This window comes from Stagnihabitans lacustris (assembly GCF_025950525.1).
In the GTDB taxonomy this organism is placed as follows: Bacteria; Pseudomonadota; Alphaproteobacteria; order Rhodobacterales; family Rhodobacteraceae; genus Stagnihabitans.
This window is the reverse complement of sequence record NZ_JAPDGS010000002.1, coordinates 480,053-495,963: the sequence shown is the minus strand read 5'-3', so window position 1 is coordinate 495,963 and position 15,911 is coordinate 480,053. Positions and strand designations below refer to the sequence as shown.

Below are 15,911 nucleotides of genomic sequence, written 5' to 3'. Positions count from 1 at the left end.
CCCTCACACCGGTTCCAACAACCCGCGCCCTTTCAACAAGGGCTCGACCCCCGGCATCTTGCCGCGGAAGGCGACATAGGCGGCGTCGGCCTCTTGGGACCCTCCGGCCGACAGGATGAACTTCTCCAGCCGCGCGGCGGTGTCCGGGTCAAAGGCGCTGCCGGCCTCGGTGAAGGCCGCGAAGGCGTCGGCGTCCATGACCTCGGACCACATATAGCTATAATAGCCCGAGCTATAGCCGTCGCCGCTGAACACATGGGCGAAATGCGGCGTGGCGTGGCGCATCCGGATGGCCTGGGGCATCCCCATATCGGCCAGGATCTGATCCTGCCGCGCCATGATATCGGCGGGCGGCGCGGCCTCGTGGAAGGCCAGGTCGACCATGGCGCTGGCCACGAATTCCACCGTGGCAAAGGCCTGATCATAGGTCCCCGCCGCCAAAAGCCGCTGCAGCATATCGGCGGGCATCGGTTCGCCGGTCTGCCAGTGGCGGGCATATTCCTGCAACACTTCAGGCACTTCCAACCAATGTTCATAAAGCTGCGAGGGCAGTTCGACGAAATCCCGCGCCACATTCGTCCCGCTGATGAAGCCATAGGTCACATCCGACAGCATCTGATGCAAAGCATGGCCGAATTCGTGGAACAGGGTGCGGGCATCGTCATAGGACAGAAGGCAGGGCTCGCCCTTGGCAAAGTTGCAGACGTTCACCACGATGGGCCGCTGATCCCCGCCCAACTTGCGCTGCGGACGGATGTCCGAACACCAGGCGCCCGAGCGTTTGGAGCCCCGCGCAAAGTAGTCCCCGATAAAGACCGCGACATGGGCGCCTTTGCGCGTCACCTCCCAGGCCCGGCAATCTGGGTGATACAAAGGCACCGACAGCGGGCGGAACTCCAGCCCGAACAGCTTGGTGGCACAGCCGAACATGGCCGCCAGCATCGCCTCCAACCCCAGATAGGGCTTCAAGGCCGCCTCATCCAGGTCATGTTCCGCGCGGCGCCGCTGTTCCGAATAATAGCGCCAGTCCCAGGGCTCCAGCGGACCTGCGATGCCGTCGGCGTGAAGCATCGCCTCCAGCACGGCGGCATCGGCCAGCGCCTTGACCCGCGCGGGCGCCCAGACCCGCGCAAGCAGGTCGCGCACCGCAGAGGGCGTCTTGGCCATCTCGGGCTCCAGCTTGTAATCGGCAAAGCTGGCATAGCCCAGCAGCGCCGCCCGTTCGTGGCGCAGCGCCAGAGTCTCGGCGGCAAGGGCACGGTTGTCGGTCTCGCCCCCATTCGCGCCGCGCGCCACCCAGGCGGCATAGGCCGTCGCCCGCAGGTCACGACGCGGCGAGAACTGCAGGAAGGGCACGATCAGCGACCGGTTCAGCGTGACACAGGGCGCACCATTGCCGCCCGCAGCCCGCGCCGTCGCCACGACGAAATCCGGCAGGCCGTCCAGGTCGGCCTCGGTCAGCTCCAACTTCCAGGCGCGTTCGTCGGCCAGCACATTCTGGCTGAACCTTGTCCCCAGAACCGCCAGCCGCGCCTTGACCTCGGTCAGCCGCGCGGCCTGATCGCCCTCCAACAAGGCCCCCGACCGCACGAACATCCGGCGATACAGCTCCAGCACCCGCAGGCGTTCGCCCGTCAAAGCCCCGCGCCCCTGCCAGACCGCCTCGATCTTGGCAAACAGCGCCTTGTTGTTCGACACCCAGGAGGAATAATCCGACAGCTTCGGCGCCATCACGGACTGCAAAGCCTCACGCGCGTCATTGGAATCCGCGCCGACCAGGTTGTAAAACACCCCGCACACCCGGCTAAGGCTCTCTTCCGACATCTCCAGCGCCTCGATGACGGTCTCAAAGCTGGGGGCGCGCGTGTCCTCGGCAATCGCCGTCACCGCCGCCCGCGCCTGATCCAGCGCCGCCGCAAAGGCCGGGCCGAAGTCCTCATCCGAGAACCCGCCATAGGGCGGCAGGCCAAAGTCACTCGTCCATTCGGTCAGCAGCGCGTTCATCTTTGCCTCTTTCATACTGGCCCAAATACTCCGGGGGTCTGGGGGCAGCGCCCCCAGCGGTCAGCCTATTTCTCGACCACTTTCATCCCACGCTCGAACCGCCGCAAGAGCAGGGACAGGGAAATCGTCATCACAAGATAGATCATCGCGACCATGTTATAGGTCTCGAAATAGCGGAAATTGCCGGCGGCCATGACCTTGCCGATCTGGGTGATATCGGCCACGCCCAGGATGCTGACCAAAGACGAATCCTTCACCATGGCCACAAAGTCATTCCCCAAGGGCGGCAGGATCACGCGAAAGGCCTGGGGAAAGACGACATGGCGGAACCTTTGCCAGCCGTTCAGCCCCAGCGACATCGCGGCCTCGGACTGGCCCTTGTCGACCGATTGCAGGCCGGCGCGAAAGATCTCGGCCAAAAAGGCGGAATAGGCCAGCGTCAGGGCCATCACGGCCCGCGCGAGCAAAGGAAAATCGCGCGGCCGGATCGGGTCAAAGCCCACAAAGGCTGCCACCTGATTCCAGGCCCAGACCATGCCCGGCGCCACGACAAAGGCCACATACAGCAGCAAGACCATGATCGGCACGCCGCGGATGACCTCGATCCACAGCCGCGCCGCCTGACGCAAGACGCGAAACCGTGACAGCCCCGCCATGGCCAGCCCAAGACCCATCAGGCAGGCCAGCACATAGGCCACCAAAGTGACGCCGATCGTCACCCAGATGCCCTTGACCAGACCCGCCATGACCTCGGAATAGGCGGGGCTGGCCCAGACCTCATAGACCGCCCAAAGGCCGGTGGCGCCCAGCACCACCAGCCACCAGGGGAAGTCCTTGTTCGGAACTTCTGCGGACACTCAGTTCATCTTGTAATCAAGGAACCACTTCTTGTTCAGCGCATCCAGCGTGCCATCCGCCTTCAGGGCCGCGATGGCCGCATTCATCGGCGCCGCAAGGTCAGAGCCCTTGGGGAAGATGAAGCCGAAATCCTCGGTGCCCAGGGGTTCGCCCACCAGCTTCAGCCCACCGTTCGACGCATCGACATAGCCCTTGCCCGCCGTCATGTCGGTCAGAACCGTGTCGACATCGCCGGTCTTCAGCGCCTCGACCGTGGCGCCAAAGGTCTCCATCAGCTTGATGCGGGGGTTTTGTTCGTTGCCATCCAGCACCGAATAGACGGCGGTATAGAAGGGCGTGGTCCCGGGCTGCGCGCCGATCAGCAGGTCGGCATTGGCGGCAAATGAGGCCGCATCGGCAAAGCGGCTTTCGTCGCCCCGCGCCAGCATGATGCTTTCCGACCGCATATAGGGCTCAGAGAAGTCGATCTTTTCCTTGCGCTCGTCGGTGATGGTGATGCCGGTCATGCCCATGTCGAACTGGCCTTCCGACACCGCCGGGATCATCGCATCCCACGAGATATTGGCGTAAGTCACCTTCAGGTTCAGCCGCTTGGCGATTTCCGCGACGGCGTCATATTCCCAGCCCACCGCCTGCCCGTCCTTGTCGACGAATTGCAGCGGCGGATAGGCGTTTTCGGTGACGATGGTGATTTCCCGACCCGCCAGATCAGGCAAGGCCTGGGCAAAGGCGGTGGTCGAAAAGAGGCCAAGGGCGATCCCGGCAAGGGTCGAGGCGAATTTCATGTGCAGTCTCCCTGTTCTTCTGCAAAAGATGGCACGCAGCGATGGGGGATCAAACCCTGAATGAGGCCCGACCGCAAGGGGGAGGGGCGCAAAAGACGCCTGGTCTGGTCGTCTTTCCGCCGCGGAGTCTTTCACGTTGGCGGCTTTCACGTTGGCCGCCCTGCCCGCTCATCACCCCCCCGCTCGCCGCCTTTCCCGCTCGGTGCAAGCATGCACCCTGGCCCTGCCGTTCTGCACATTGCGCCAGGCGTCGCCCGGGCGCATCTTTGGCCCAAGGAGGTGCCCCGATGCCTGTTTCGAAACCCCGTATGCCCACCTATTTCATCAGCCATGGCGGCGGCCCTTGGCCCTGGCTGCCCAATATGCGCGCCATGTTGAAGAACCTGGAAGTGTCGCTCGCCCGGATGGCGTCGGAACTGCCGGAAAGGCCCAAGGCCATTCTGATGTTTTCGGGCCATTGGGAAGAGGAGGCCTTCGCCGTCATGACCTCGGCCCGCCCGGGGATGGTCTATGACTATTCCGGCTTCCCGCCCGAGACCTATCAGATCAGCTATCCCGCCCCCGGTGCGCCCGAGATCGCCGCCCGGACGGCCGACCTGATCGCGGCGGCGGGCCTGCCGGTCCGGCTGGATGCGAAACGCGGCTTCGACCACGGCACCTTTGCGCCGGCGGTGGTGATCTATCCTGAGGCCGATGTGCCGGTCTATCAGGTGTCGATGATGCATGACTATGATCCGGGCCGCCATTTCGCGCTGGGTCGGGCCCTGGCGCCTTTGCGCGACGAGGGGGTCCTGATCGTTGGCTCGGGCCTGTCCTATCACAACCTGCGGCTTTTCGGGCCGGGGGCAAAGGTGCCCTCGGCGGCCTTTGACGCCTGGCTGGATCAGACCATGGCCCTGCCCGCGTCCGAACGGACCCAGGCGCTGATGGACTGGGAAACCGCGCCCTATGCCCGGACCTGCCATGCAAGCGAGGACCATTTCGTGCCGCTGTTCACCGCTTTGGGCGCGGCAGAGGCAGAAGAGGCAGTGCGGGTCTATCATGACACCGACCTGTTTGGCGGCGTCACGGCCTCAAGCTATCGGTTCGGTTAGGCGGAAAGCGTCGGGCTTCACGCCCGCGACGGTCTTTTGCGACAGCACCGGGAGGGTTTCACGCCCTCCCCGATCTCTTGTGGCAAGCCCCGGGAGGGTTTCACACCCTCCCCGATCTCTTGGGGCAAGCCCCGGGAGGGTTTCACGCCCTCCCCGATCTCTTGTGGCAAGCCCCGGGAGGGTTTCACGCCCTCCCCGATCTCTTGTGGCAAGCCCCGGGAGGGTTTCACACCCTCCCGGACCCTCCCGTGGAATATTTTTGTCAGTATGAAAGGGGAAGAGGCGCGGGTTTGGCCTTGTGACCTTGTCGGCAAAGGCCGCCGCTTTGACAGCGACGCGGGCGCCCTAGTCCTTGCTGCAGACCGGGCAATCCGGGCGGCGGGTGATTTCGAAGCTGCGGGCCTCGGTGTAAAGCGCGTCGTAGAGGAAGAGGCGGTTCTTCAGCGTTTCGCCGGCGCCGGTCAGGTGTTTGACCGCCTCCATCGCCATCATCGACCCCAGGATGCCCGGCAGGGGGGCGGCGACGCCGGCTTCGGCGCAGGTGGGCACCATGCCGGGAGCGGGGCGTTCGGGAAAGCAGCATTGGTAGCAGGGCGTGCCTTCGGCGGTGTGGAAGAGCGAGATTTGCCCCTCCCATTGCGTGATGGCGGCCGAAATCAGGGGTTTGCGGGCCTGGTGGCACAGGCGGTTGACCAGATAGCGGGTGTCGAAATTGTCGCAGCCGTCCAGGATCAGGTCGTAGTCCGCGATCAGGGCGGCGGTGGTCTCGTCCAGGCGGGTGTCATGCGGGATGACGCGGATATGGGGGTTCAGGGCGGTCATGGCGGCTGCGGCAGAGGCCACCTTGGCCTGGCCGATGGTTGCGGTCTGGTGGATGATCTGGCGCTGAAGATTGCTGTCGTCGACGCGGTCGGCGTCGATCACCCCGATGGTCCCCACGCCCGAAGCCGCCAGATACATCAGCGCCGGAGAGCCCAAGCCCCCAGCGCCGACCACCAGGACCCGCGCGTCCTTTAGCGCACGTTGCCCCGGGCCGCCGATTTCGCGCAGCAGGATATGGCGGGCATAGCGGCTGAGTTCGCCGGGTGTGAAGGAGCGGGGCTTGGGGTCTGCCCCGTCCGCAAGGGGGATCGCGGCGAGGGGTGGCGTGGCGGCCACGTTGCCCCCCCATTCGGCAGGGACCCGGCCAGAGGTTTTTGCCCGGCGGCGCAGGTGGCGCAGCGTCGCCCGATAGGCCAGCACGACCCCCGCCACGACGCCAAGCGCGGCCCAGGTCCGCCAGCCACCCAGCCGCAGCGCCAGCACCGACCCCGGCGCCAGCGCCAGGACCAGCCCCACGGCGCCCCAGACCAGGCCCATCGGGATCAGCCGCTTGGCCGGCGCCACGTCAAACACCCAGCCCAGCACCCAAAGCCCGGCCAGAAAGCCCAGGACCACTGTCACGTCCGCCCCCTCATCCGCGGCCCGTCGAGCCGAAACCGCCCGTCCCGCGCGCGGTGTCATCCAGCGCCGTCACGACCCGGTAGCCCGCCTGGACCACCGGCGCCACCACGGCCTGCGCGATCCGGTCGCCGTGGCGGATCGTGTAATCGTCGCCGGACAGGTTGACCAAGGCCACGCCCAGGGGCCCGCGGTAATCGCTGTCGATCGTGCCCGGCGCATTGACCACCGTCACCCCGGACTTGACCGCCAGGCCAGAGCGCGGGCGGATCTGCATCTCATACCCTTGGGGGATGGCCAGCCTGATCCCGGTGGGCAGGATCGCGCGGCCCATCGGCGGCAGGGTGATGCCGTCCGCCCGGGCCTCGGGGGGGAGGTTGGCGCGCAGGTCGGCGCCCGCGGCCCCCAGGGTCTCATAGCTGGGCAGGGGAAGGGCGCGGTCGGCCCAGTCCTCCCAGATCACCGCGATTTCAACCATTCAGACTCTCCGCAATCCGCACGGCCAGACGCCGCGCCACCTCGTCCTTGGGGGCGCGCGCCCAGGTCTCTTCGCCCGCACCCGTGATCAGCGTCACGGCGTTTTCCGCCCCCCCCATGATCCCGGTGCCCGGCGAGACGTCATTCGCCACGATCCAGTCGCAGCCCTTGCGCAGGCGTTTGGCGCGGGCATGGGCCACCACGTCCTCGGTTTCGGCGGCAAAGCCCACGACAAGCGCCGGGCGCTGCGGGCCTTTTGACACCGTGGCCAGGATATCCGGGTTCTCGGCAAAGCTCAGGCTGGGAGCCGCGCCCGCCTGTTTCTTGATCTTTTGCGCCCCGGCGTTTTCCACCCGCCAATCGGCCACCGCCGCCGCCATCACCGCCGCATCACAGGGCAGCGCGCCTTGCACCGCCGCCAGCATCTGCGCCGCGGTTTCCACCCGCACCACCGTCACCCCGGGCGGAGGCGGCACGGCGGCGGGCCCGGTCACAAACGTCACCCGCGCCCCCAGATCGCGCAGGGCCACCGCAATCGCCGTCCCCTGGGCGCCAGAGCTGCGGTTGGCGATATAGCGGACGGGGTCGATGGGTTCATGCGTCGGACCCGAGGTCACAAGGACATGACGGCCGCTCAACGGCCCCTGAAACATCCCCTGGATCGCGGCAAAGATCGCGGCGGGCTCTGCCATGCGGCCCGGGCCATATTCGCCGCAGGCCATCTCGCCCTCGTCCGGGCCCACGAAGCGAACGCCGTCGGCCATCAGCGCCGCCAGGTTGCGCTGGGTCGCGGGGTGCTGCCACATCCGCACATTCATCGCGGGCGCCACCAGAACCGGCGTGTCGGTGGCCAACAACAGCGTCGAGGCCAGATCGTCGGCGCGCCCCGTGGCCATCTTGGCCATCAGGTCGGCGGTGCCGGGCGCCACCACGATCAGGTCGGCGCTGCGCGAAAGTTCGATATGGCCCATCTCGGCCTCGGCGGTCAGGTCAAACAGCGCCTCGTGGACCTTTTCGCCCGCCAAGGCGCCGACCGACAGCGCCGTCACGAATTCGGACCCCGCCCGGGTCAGAACCGGCGTCACAGCCAGACCCGCGCCCTTTAACAGCCTGATCAGCAACAGGCTTTTGTAAGCAGCGATCCCGCCGCCGATGATCAGCAAAACCCGTTTCATGGCGTCCCCTTTTGCGGCCAAGCTAGGCCGCAAAAGGCCTTAGCGCAACAGGTCGCCCATGCCCTGTGCCTCCAGCTGGCGGCGCAGCTTGGTGAAGGCGGCGGCCTCCAGCTGACGGATGCGCTCTTTGGACAGGCTAAGTTCGGCGCCCAGACTTTCCAGCGTGCGGGGCTCGTCGGCCAGCTGGCGTTCGCGCACGATCAGCCTTTCGCGCGGGGACAGCGTCGCCAAGGCCTCGGACAAGGCGCGGCGCAGGACCGCGCGGTCGTGGTCGCCGGCAAAGCCCGGGTCCTGGTCGTCCTCCAGCACGTCGATCCATTCGCGGCCATCCTCGTCAGAAGACTGCGTCGCGTTCAACGAGGCATCCGAGCCCGACAGACGCCCGTCCATCATCAACACATCATGCAGGGGAACGCCCAACTCGTCGGCCACGGCCTGTGACAGCGCCTCGCCCTGCAGGCTTTCGCCGCGGGCTGTGGCCTCCCGCGACAAACGCGCCTCGACCCGGCGCATGTTGAAGAACAGCGACTTTTGCGAGGTGGTCGAGCCGGTGCGCACCAGGGACCAGTTGCGCATCACATAGTCTTGCAGCTGCGCCTTGATCCAGAACATCGCATATGTGGAGAACCTGACCCCGCGGTCGGGGTCGAATTTCTCGGCCGCCTTCATCAGGCCCAGGGCCGCTTCCTGCGTCAGATCGCCCATCCCCGCGCCATAGCGGCGGAACTTCATCGCCATGGAAATCGCCAGCCGCATATAGGCCGTGATCAACCGGTCCAGCGCGTGGCGGTCCTTGTGGTCACGCCAGGCGCGGGCCAAGGTGGCCTCGCTCTCGGCGGTCAGAAGTTCGGCGCGGCGGGCCCGCAAGGCCAGCCTCGGGTCGGCGAATTGGTCCAAAGCCATCACGACCTCCAGGTTTGCTGTCTTGTCTTTCCAGTGATACGCACCATGTTCATGACCGGATCACACGAACTTCCAAAATTGTCGCTGGTTCTGGGCGGGGCGCGCTCGGGCAAATCGGGGCTGGCCGAGAGGCTGGTTTCGGCCACCGGGCGGCCGCGCCACTACATCGCCACGGCCGAGGCCTGGGATGACGAGATGCGGGCGCGGATCGCCCTGCACCATAGGCAACGCGGCCCGGATTGGGTGACGCATGAGGCGCCGCGCGATGTGGCGGCCGTGCTGGCCTTGGTGCCGTCGGGGGCCGTTGTGCTGCTGGATTGCGCGACGCTGTGGTTGACCAATGTGCTTTTGGCCGAGGGCGACATCCCGGGCGAAAGCGCGGCGCTGATTGCGGCGTGCCTGGCTTGCCCGGCGCCGGTTGTGGTCGTGTCGAACGAGGTCGGCTGGGGCATCGTGCCGGACAACAAGCTGGCGCGGGCGTTTCGGGATCATCAGGGGAGGCTTAATCAGCAGCTTGCCGCGGTTTCGGGGCTTGTGGTGGGAGTCATGGCGGGCTTGCCGATGATCCTGAAGACGCCGCCGGGGTTTCATCACGAATTCTGATGGCAGCCGCCACAAATGGGCGTTTCCTTATGCGGCGCGGCAGGGCTAGCCTGACCAAAAGGAGACCCCCATGTATGATCTGGTGATCGGCGACCGCGGCTATTCGTCCTGGTCCTTGCGCGGCTGGCTGTTGTTCGACGCTTTCGGGATTCCGGTGCGCACCCTGTCGGCCCGGCTTTATACCGACGAATTGGCCAATGTGCTGAAGGACTTCGCCCCCTCTCGGACCGCGCCGACCATGCGGACGCCCGAAGGCTGGGTCATCCCCGAGACCATCGCCATCGCCGAGGAACTGGCGACCCGCCACCCTGACGCCGGGATCTGGCCCGCCGACCCCCATCAGCGCGGCGTGGCGCGGGTTCTGGCAGCCGAGATGCACGCGGGCTTCGGCGCCTTGCGCAACCATTGCCCGATGAACCTGCGGGTCAGCTATACCGACTGCGCCCCGCCCGACGCCGTGCTGAAAGACCTGGAGCGGCTGGACAGCCTTTGGGCCTGGGCGCGAGAGCAGACCGGGGGCGCATGGCTGGCGGGGGCCTATTCCGCCGCCGATGCCTTCTTTGCCCCGGTGGCCACGCGGATTGCGACCTATAACCTGCCGGTTTCGGCTGCGGCCATGGCCTATGTCGATCAGCACCTGGCCCATCCGTCCTTCCGCAAATGGCGGGCCATGGGGCTGGTCGATGGCGCCGATCAGCCGTTTTACGCGCGCGATTATCCGACGCGGCCCTGGCCCGGCCCCAAGCCGCTTGCGGCCAAGGCGGTCCCCGGCACCCAGTCCGAGAACACCGCCTGCCCCTATTCCGGCAAGCCCATCACCCATGTGCTAGAGCTGGACGGCCGCCGCTTTGGGTTTTGCAACGCCTTTTGCCGGGACAAGACCGTGGCCGACCCGCAAGCCTGGCCTGCCTTCATGGCGCTGGTCTGAGGCCCGATGTGACGCCGCGTAAAACGGCGGGAGAATGCCCGCGCCTTGATCATATGATCAAAAAGCAAACCACCCCGCCGTTTTTCCCGTTGACGATAGCCCTGTGCTGCACCCTTAATCAGCGGTGAACGCCCGCGAACCGGACCTGAGTCTGGCGGACAGGGCATCGCTTTTGACAACGGGAGACAGATATGACCCTGATGAAATCGCTTTTGGGCGCCTCCGCGCTTTTGGCGCTTGGCACCGTGGCGGCTTTGGCCGAACCGGCGATCATTTATGACGTGGGCGGCAAGAACGACAAATCGTTCAACGAGGCCGCCTTCAATGGCGCGACCAAATGGGCCACCGAGACCGGCGGCACGTTCAAAGAGCTGGAAATGCAGAACGAGGCCCAGCGTGAGCAGGCGCTTCGTCAGCTGGCCGAATCGGGCGCCAATCCGATCGTCATGACCGGCTTTGCCTTTGGCGACACGCTGGGTGCGGTCGCTCCGGACTATCCGGACACCAAATTCGCGATCATCGACATGGTCGTCGATCAGCCCAACGTGAAATCGGTGGTCTTCACCGAAGAGCAGGGCTCGTATCTGGTTGGCATGATGGCTGGCCTGGCGTCCAAGACCGGCACCGTTGGCTTCATCGGCGGCATGGACATCCCGCTGATCCGCAAGTTCGGCTGTGGCTATGCCCAAGGCGTGATGGCCGCCAACCCCGAAGCCAAGGTCGTGCTGAACATGACCGGCACCGACGGGTCCGCCTGGAACAACCCGGTCAAGGGCGCCGAAATCGCCAAGTCGCAGCAGTCCCAAGGCGCTGACGTGATCTATGCCGCCGCGGGTGCGACCGGCGTGGGCGTGCTGCAGGCCGCCGCTGACCTGAAGATCCTGTCGATCGGCGTGGACAGCAACCAGAACTACATCCACCCCGGTTCGGTCCTGACCTCGATGCTGAAGCGCGTCGACAATGCCGTTTATGAGGCCTTCAAGGAAGGCGCCGACCTCAAGGCCGGGATCAATGTCATGGACCTCGCCGCGGGTGGCGTTGACTATGCGATGGACGACAACAACGCGCCCCTCGTCACCGACGACATGAAGGCCAAGGTCGAGGCTGCCAAGGCCGCGATCATCTCGGGCGAAGTCAAGGTGCATGACTACATGTCGGACAACACCTGCCCGGCGGCTCAGTTCTGATGCCTTCACAGGCCAATTTGGGGCGGCAGGCAACTGCCGCCCCCTTTGCTATCGAGTTGCGGGGCATCTCCAAGGCCTTTGGCCCGGTGCAGGCCAACCGCGACATCAACATCGCCGTGCCCAAGGGCACGATCCACGGCATCATCGGAGAGAACGGCGCGGGGAAATCCACCCTGATGTCGATCCTTTACGGTTTCTACAAAGCTGATGCCGGGACAATCCTTGTGGGCGGCGTCGAAACCGCCATCCCCGACAGCCAAAGCGCGATCCGCGCCGGCATCGGCATGGTTTTCCAGCATTTCAAGCTGGTGCAGAATTTCACGGTGCTGGAGAATATCATTCTGGGCGCCGAAGACGGGCCCTGGCTTGGCACCTCGCTGGCGCGGGCGCGCAGGGCCTTGGCCGATCTGTCGCGCGAATATGACCTTGATGTGAACCCCGACGCCGTCGTCGAGGATCTGTCCGTCGGTCATCAACAGCGGGTCGAGATCCTGAAGGCCCTGTATCGTCAGGCCGATATCCTGATCCTGGACGAGCCCACCGGGGTTCTGACGCCCGAAGAAGCCGACCACCTGTTCCGCATCCTGCGCGGCCTGCGCGATCAGGGGAAAACCGTCATCCTGATCACCCACAAGCTGCGCGAGATCATGGAGACGACCGACAATGTCAGCGTGATGCGGCGCGGCACGATGGTCGGCACGGTGAAGACCGCCGAGACCAACCCCGAAGAGCTGGCCGAGCTGATGGTGGGCCGCAAGGTCCTGTTGCAGGTGGACAAAGACCCGGCCAACCCCGGCCGCGAGGTTCTGCGCGTCGAAAACCTGCGCGTGATGACCGAAGGGGTCGAACGGCTGAAGGGTGTGTCCTTCTCTATCCGCGCCGGGGAAATCGTCGGCATCGCCGGTGTCGCGGGCAATGGCCAATCCGAACTGCTGGAGGCCCTGGGCGGCATCGCCGAGGCCACGGGCCGCATCGTCATGAACGGCGTGGACCTGCCGCTGAAAGGCCTGAACGGCCAAAGCCGCCGCGAGGCCGGGATCGCCCATGTCCCCGAGGATCGGCAGGTCCTGGGCCTGATCATGGACTTCGCGGCCTGGGAGAATGTGGGCTTCGGCTATCAGAACGACCCGAAATACCAAAGCGGGCTGTTCATGAACAACGGCGCCTTGCGGGCCGATACCGAGGCCAAGATGGCGCGCTTTGACGTGCGGCCTCCGATCCCCACCTTGGCGGCCAAGAACTTCTCGGGCGGCAATCAGCAAAAGATCGTGGTCGCCCGCGAGATCGAGCGCAACCCCGACCTGTTGCTGATCGGCCAACCGACCCGCGGCGTCGATATCGGCGCCATCGAGTTTATCCACAAGGAAATCGTGGCTTTGCGCGATGCGGGCAAGGCCGTGCTTCTGGTCTCGGTCGAGCTGGATGAGATCCGGTCGCTGTCCGACCGCGTCCTTGTGATGTTCGACGGTCAGATCATGGGCGAGCGCCCGCCACAGACCGACGAGCGGGAACTTGGCCTCTTGATGGCCGGCATGACGGAGACAACAGCGTGACCAAACTTCCCCGTTGGGCCGATGTCGTGCTGGTGCCACTGATCTGCCTGTTGATCGCCTTTGTCTTTTGCGGGCTGTTGATTGCCGCCATCGGGCAGAACCCCTGGGTGGCGCTGACCTCGATGATCCAGGGGTCCTTGGGGACGCAGTCGGGCTGGGGCTATACGCTGTTTTACGCGACCAACTTCCTGCTGACCGGGCTTGGCGTGTCGATTGCCTTTCACGCCAGCTTGTTCAACATCGGCGGAGAGGGTCAGGCGACCCTTGGCGGCCTGGGGGTCGCGGTGGCTTGCCTGTTCATCCCCTGGCCGCATTGGTCGCTGGCGCTGTTGGGGTCGATCACGCTGTCGGCCCTGTTCGGGGCGCTTTGGGCGCTGATCCCGGCCTGGCTGCAGGCGAAACGCGGCAGCCATATCGTCATCACCACGATGATGTTCAACTTCATCGCCTATGCGCTGATCTCATACCTGCTGGTCAATGTCCTGCGCCCCGAAGGCGCGATGGACCCGGCGACGGCGCGCTTCGACAAGGCCTTCAACCTGCCAAAGCTGGCCGATATCTTTGGCGTCATGGGCATCCCGTTTTCCAAGGCGCCGCCTGCGAATATCATGCTGTTTGTGGCCCTTGCCCTGGCCGTGGCGACCTGGGCGCTCTTGTGGCACACGCGGCTGGGCTATGCGATCCGCGCCTTTGGCAAGCAGGAAAAGGCCGCGGTTTATGCCGGCATCAGCCCGGTGCGGATCACGCTTTACGCGCTGCTTCTGTCGGGCGGCATTTCGGGGCTGATGGCGGTCAATGCGGTGCAGGGCGGGGCGCACCGGCTGGTGATGAACTCGGTCGAGGGCGCGGGCTTTATCGGCATCGCGGTGGCGCTGATGGGGCGCAACCACCCCTTTGGCATCGTGCTGGCCTCGTTGCTGTTCGGCTTTCTGTTTCAGGGCGGCGCGCAACTGGCCATGGCCTCGGACCCGGTGACGGGCGAGCAGCTGAAGATCCCGCGTGAGGTGATCACCGTGCTGCAAGCCCTGGTGATCCTGTTCACCGGCGCCCTGCCCTATATGGTGCAGCGCCCGCTTGAAAAGCTGTTCGCAAGAGGGGGCCGCTGATGGACCTGACAGCCATTCTGCAAATCCTGGAATCGACGATCCGCATGTCGACGCCTTTGCTCTTCGCCTGCCTGGCGGGGCTGTATTCCGAACGCGCGGGCGTCATCGACATGGGGCTGGAGGGCAAGATGCTGGCCGCGGCCTTTGCCGGTGCCGCAGCCGCCGCCGTCACCGGAAGCGCCGCTGCAGGCGTGTTGGCCGGGATCGGCGCGGCGCTGATCCTGTCGGCAATCCACGGGCTTGCCTCGATCACCTTCCGCGGCAATCAGCTGATTTCGGGCGTCGCGATCAACTTCTTTGCCAGCGGCCTGACCATCGTTTTGGGCGCAAGCTGGTTCGGCCAGGGCGGCCAGACCCCGGCCCTGTCCGAGGGTCGCTTGGCGCAGACGCCTTTGCTGGACCTGTTCGGCATCGAGGACAGCCCGCTGCTGGAGCTGTTCTTGGGCCATGGCACGCTGGTCTATGTGGCGCTTGCGGCGGTGCCGTTTACCTGGTGGCTGCTGTATCGCACAAGGTTCGGCCTGCGCCTGCGGGCCGTGGGCGAGAACCCGGCGGCGGTCGATACCGCAGGCGTCTCGGTCGCGCAGCTGCGCTATGCGGCGGTGGGGATCACGGCGGTTCTGTGCGGGCTGGCGGGGGTCTATATGTCGATGGGGCTGAACACGTCCTTTCAGCGCGAAATGACGGCGGGGCGCGGTTATATCGCATTGGCCGCCCTGATCTTTGCCAAATGGAAGCCGGTGCCCGCGCTTGGCGCCTGCCTGCTGTTCGGCTTTCTGGACGCGATTTCCATCCGATTCCAGAACATCGACCTGAACGGCATCGGGATACCCGTTGTCATCCCGGGGCAGTTCACCAACGCCCTGCCCTTCATCCTGACCGTCATCATTCTGGCGGGCTTTGTCGGCAAGGCCATCCCGCCGCGTGCGGGCGGCGAGCCCTATGTGAAGGAGCGCTAAATGACCGCTTTGGATGTGATCCGCGCCCGCGCGGGCGATGAACCCGTGGCTTTGGGCCTGATCCTGGGGTCGGGCCTTGGCCATCTGGCCCATGCGGTTGACGGCGTGGCGATCCCCTATGCCGACCTGCCGGGCTTTCCCCATGCCGCCGTTTCGGGCCACAATCCGAACCTGCATGTGGGCCTGCTGGAGGGCGTCCGCGTCGCCGTCTTTGGCGCGCGGGAACACTATTACGAAAAGGGCAACCCCGCCGCGATGCGGGTGGCGTTGCAGACGCTGCAAGGCCTTGGCGCGCGGGCGCTGATTGCCACCAATGCGGCGGGAAGCCTGGTTCCCACCACCCGGCCCGGCGATCTGATGCTTTTGTCCGATCACATCAACTTTAGCGGGCTCAACCCCCTGATCGGCGAGCCGACCGACGCCCGGTTCGTGCCAATGACCACGGCGCATGACGCGGGGCTTCGGGCGGGGCTGCGGGCGGCTGCGGCGCGTCAGGGCATCGACCTGGCCGAGGGCGTCTATGCCTGGTATTCGGGCCCCAGCTTCGAGACCCCCGCCGAGATCCGCGCCATCAAGATCCTGGGCGGCGATGCGGTCGGCATGTCCACGGTGCCCGAAGTGATCCTGGCCCGTTTTCTGGGCCTGCGGGTGGCTGCGATTTCGTCGATCACCAACATGGCGGCGGGCATGTCGTCCGAGAATATCTCCCACGAACACACCAAGGCCATGGCGCCTTTGGGGGCGGCGAAACTCGACCGGATTATTCGTGATTTCCTGAGGGAATATAAGGACCTGTGACCGATTTGCCCCTTGGCGGGCATTTGGCGGGAAAGGCCCGG

The 15,911-nt window shown here is 65.5% G+C and carries 15 protein-coding genes; 8 read left to right on the top strand and 7 right to left on the bottom strand.

The window, feature by feature from the left end:
* Window positions 1-3: 3 nt before the first annotated feature.
* From NX862_RS07040 to NX862_RS07030, 3 genes are all read right to left on the bottom strand, one after another.
* Window positions 4-2,004: a M3 family metallopeptidase gene (locus NX862_RS07040; protein WP_264493175.1), complete on the bottom strand. Its 2,001-nt coding sequence runs from the start codon at window positions 2,002-2,004 to the stop codon at window positions 4-6.
* A 65-nt stretch (window positions 2,005-2,069) separates the two neighbouring features.
* A complete protein-coding gene (locus NX862_RS07035) occupies window positions 2,070-2,861 on the bottom strand; it encodes an amino acid ABC transporter permease (protein WP_264493174.1) in 792 nt (263 codons plus the stop codon).
* Window positions 2,862-3,647 (bottom strand): transporter substrate-binding domain-containing protein, encoded by a 786-nt coding sequence (locus NX862_RS07030; RefSeq protein WP_264493173.1) that lies wholly within the window; start codon window positions 3,645-3,647, stop codon window positions 2,862-2,864. It abuts the gene before it with no gap.
* A 287-nt stretch (window positions 3,648-3,934) separates the two neighbouring features.
* Between NX862_RS07030 and NX862_RS07025 the strand changes: the two genes are divergently transcribed.
* Entirely contained in the window at window positions 3,935-4,741 is an 807-nt protein-coding gene (locus tag NX862_RS07025) for a DODA-type extradiol aromatic ring-opening family dioxygenase (protein WP_264493172.1), read from the top strand.
* A 345-nt stretch (window positions 4,742-5,086) separates the two neighbouring features.
* Here the strand turns inward: NX862_RS07025 and NX862_RS07020 are convergent, their stop codons facing one another.
* From NX862_RS07020 to NX862_RS07005, 4 genes are read right to left on the bottom strand one after another with little or no spacing between them, the layout of a single operon-like run.
* Entirely contained in the window at window positions 5,087-6,184 is a 1,098-nt protein-coding gene (locus NX862_RS07020) for a HesA/MoeB/ThiF family protein (protein ID WP_264493171.1), read from the bottom strand.
* 10 nt (window positions 6,185-6,194) lie between these two features.
* Window positions 6,195-6,659 (bottom strand): dUTP diphosphatase, encoded by a 465-nt coding sequence (gene dut, locus NX862_RS07015; protein WP_264493170.1) that lies wholly within the window; start codon window positions 6,657-6,659, stop codon window positions 6,195-6,197.
* On the bottom strand, window positions 6,652-7,833 hold the full coding sequence (gene coaBC / locus NX862_RS07010) for a bifunctional phosphopantothenoylcysteine decarboxylase/phosphopantothenate--cysteine ligase CoaBC (protein WP_264493169.1): 1,182 nt from the start codon (window positions 7,831-7,833) through the stop codon (window positions 6,652-6,654). Before coaBC ends, dut begins: the two co-directional genes overlap by 8 nt.
* Window positions 7,834-7,872: 39 nt before the next feature.
* The gene (locus NX862_RS07005) at window positions 7,873-8,736 is read right to left on the bottom strand and encodes an RNA polymerase factor sigma-32 (RefSeq protein WP_264493168.1); all 864 of its coding nucleotides are present in this window, start codon (window positions 8,734-8,736) and stop codon (window positions 7,873-7,875) included.
* A gap of 51 nt (window positions 8,737-8,787) precedes the next feature.
* On the opposite strand from NX862_RS07005, the gene cobU reads away from it, so the two are divergent.
* The 7 genes from cobU (at window position 8,788) to NX862_RS06970 (ending at window position 15,870) form a co-directional block, all read left to right on the top strand.
* The gene (gene cobU, locus NX862_RS07000) at window positions 8,788-9,339 is read left to right on the top strand and encodes a bifunctional adenosylcobinamide kinase/adenosylcobinamide-phosphate guanylyltransferase (RefSeq protein ID WP_264493167.1); all 552 of its coding nucleotides are present in this window, start codon (window positions 8,788-8,790) and stop codon (window positions 9,337-9,339) included.
* A gap of 70 nt (window positions 9,340-9,409) precedes the next feature.
* Window positions 9,410-10,267, top strand: coding sequence for a glutathione S-transferase (locus NX862_RS06995; protein WP_264493166.1), 858 nt, complete (start codon window positions 9,410-9,412; stop codon window positions 10,265-10,267).
* A 191-nt stretch (window positions 10,268-10,458) separates the two neighbouring features.
* Entirely contained in the window at window positions 10,459-11,454 is a 996-nt protein-coding gene (locus tag NX862_RS06990; RefSeq protein ID WP_264493165.1) for a BMP family lipoprotein, read from the top strand.
* Entirely contained in the window at window positions 11,454-13,007 is a 1,554-nt protein-coding gene (locus tag NX862_RS06985; RefSeq protein WP_264493164.1) for an ABC transporter ATP-binding protein, read from the top strand. Before NX862_RS06990 ends, NX862_RS06985 begins: the two co-directional genes overlap by 1 nt.
* Window positions 13,004-14,113, top strand: a complete 1,110-nt coding sequence (locus NX862_RS06980) for an ABC transporter permease (RefSeq protein ID WP_264493163.1) — start codon at window positions 13,004-13,006, stop codon at window positions 14,111-14,113. Before NX862_RS06985 ends, NX862_RS06980 begins: the two co-directional genes overlap by 4 nt.
* Complete coding sequence (locus NX862_RS06975; protein ID WP_264493162.1) at window positions 14,113-15,072, top strand: ABC transporter permease; 960 nt, start codon at window positions 14,113-14,115, stop codon at window positions 15,070-15,072. Before NX862_RS06980 ends, NX862_RS06975 begins: the two co-directional genes overlap by 1 nt.
* Entirely contained in the window at window positions 15,073-15,870 is a 798-nt protein-coding gene (locus tag NX862_RS06970; RefSeq protein ID WP_264493161.1) for a purine-nucleoside phosphorylase, read from the top strand. It abuts the gene before it with no gap.
* Window positions 15,871-15,911: the final 41 nt, after the last annotated feature.

What these genes read in the sequence shown, in the direction of transcription:
- NX862_RS07005 (WP_264493168.1), bottom strand. Translation starts at nt 8,736, where the DNA reads ATGGCTTTGGACCAATTCGCCGACCCGAGGCTGGCCTTGCGGGCCCGC.
- NX862_RS07025 (WP_264493172.1), top strand. Translation starts at nt 3,935, where the DNA reads ATGCCTGTTTCGAAACCCCGTATGCCCACCTATTTCATCAGCCATGGC.
- coaBC (WP_264493169.1), bottom strand. Translation starts at nt 7,833, where the DNA reads ATGAAACGGGTTTTGCTGATCATCGGCGGCGGGATCGCTGCTTACAAA.
- dut (WP_264493170.1), bottom strand. Translation starts at nt 6,659, where the DNA reads ATGGTTGAAATCGCGGTGATCTGGGAGGACTGGGCCGACCGCGCCCTT.
- NX862_RS06970 (WP_264493161.1), top strand. Translation starts at nt 15,073, where the DNA reads ATGACCGCTTTGGATGTGATCCGCGCCCGCGCGGGCGATGAACCCGTG.
- NX862_RS07040 (WP_264493175.1), bottom strand. Translation starts at nt 2,004, where the DNA reads ATGAACGCGCTGCTGACCGAATGGACGAGTGACTTTGGCCTGCCGCCC.
- NX862_RS06985 (WP_264493164.1), top strand. Translation starts at nt 11,454, where the DNA reads ATGCCTTCACAGGCCAATTTGGGGCGGCAGGCAACTGCCGCCCCCTTT.
- cobU (WP_264493167.1), top strand. Translation starts at nt 8,788, where the DNA reads ATGACCGGATCACACGAACTTCCAAAATTGTCGCTGGTTCTGGGCGGG.
- NX862_RS07030 (WP_264493173.1), bottom strand. Translation starts at nt 3,647, where the DNA reads ATGAAATTCGCCTCGACCCTTGCCGGGATCGCCCTTGGCCTCTTTTCG.
- NX862_RS06990 (WP_264493165.1), top strand. Translation starts at nt 10,459, where the DNA reads ATGACCCTGATGAAATCGCTTTTGGGCGCCTCCGCGCTTTTGGCGCTT.
- NX862_RS06975 (WP_264493162.1), top strand. Translation starts at nt 14,113, where the DNA reads ATGGACCTGACAGCCATTCTGCAAATCCTGGAATCGACGATCCGCATG.
- NX862_RS06995 (WP_264493166.1), top strand. Translation starts at nt 9,410, where the DNA reads ATGTATGATCTGGTGATCGGCGACCGCGGCTATTCGTCCTGGTCCTTG.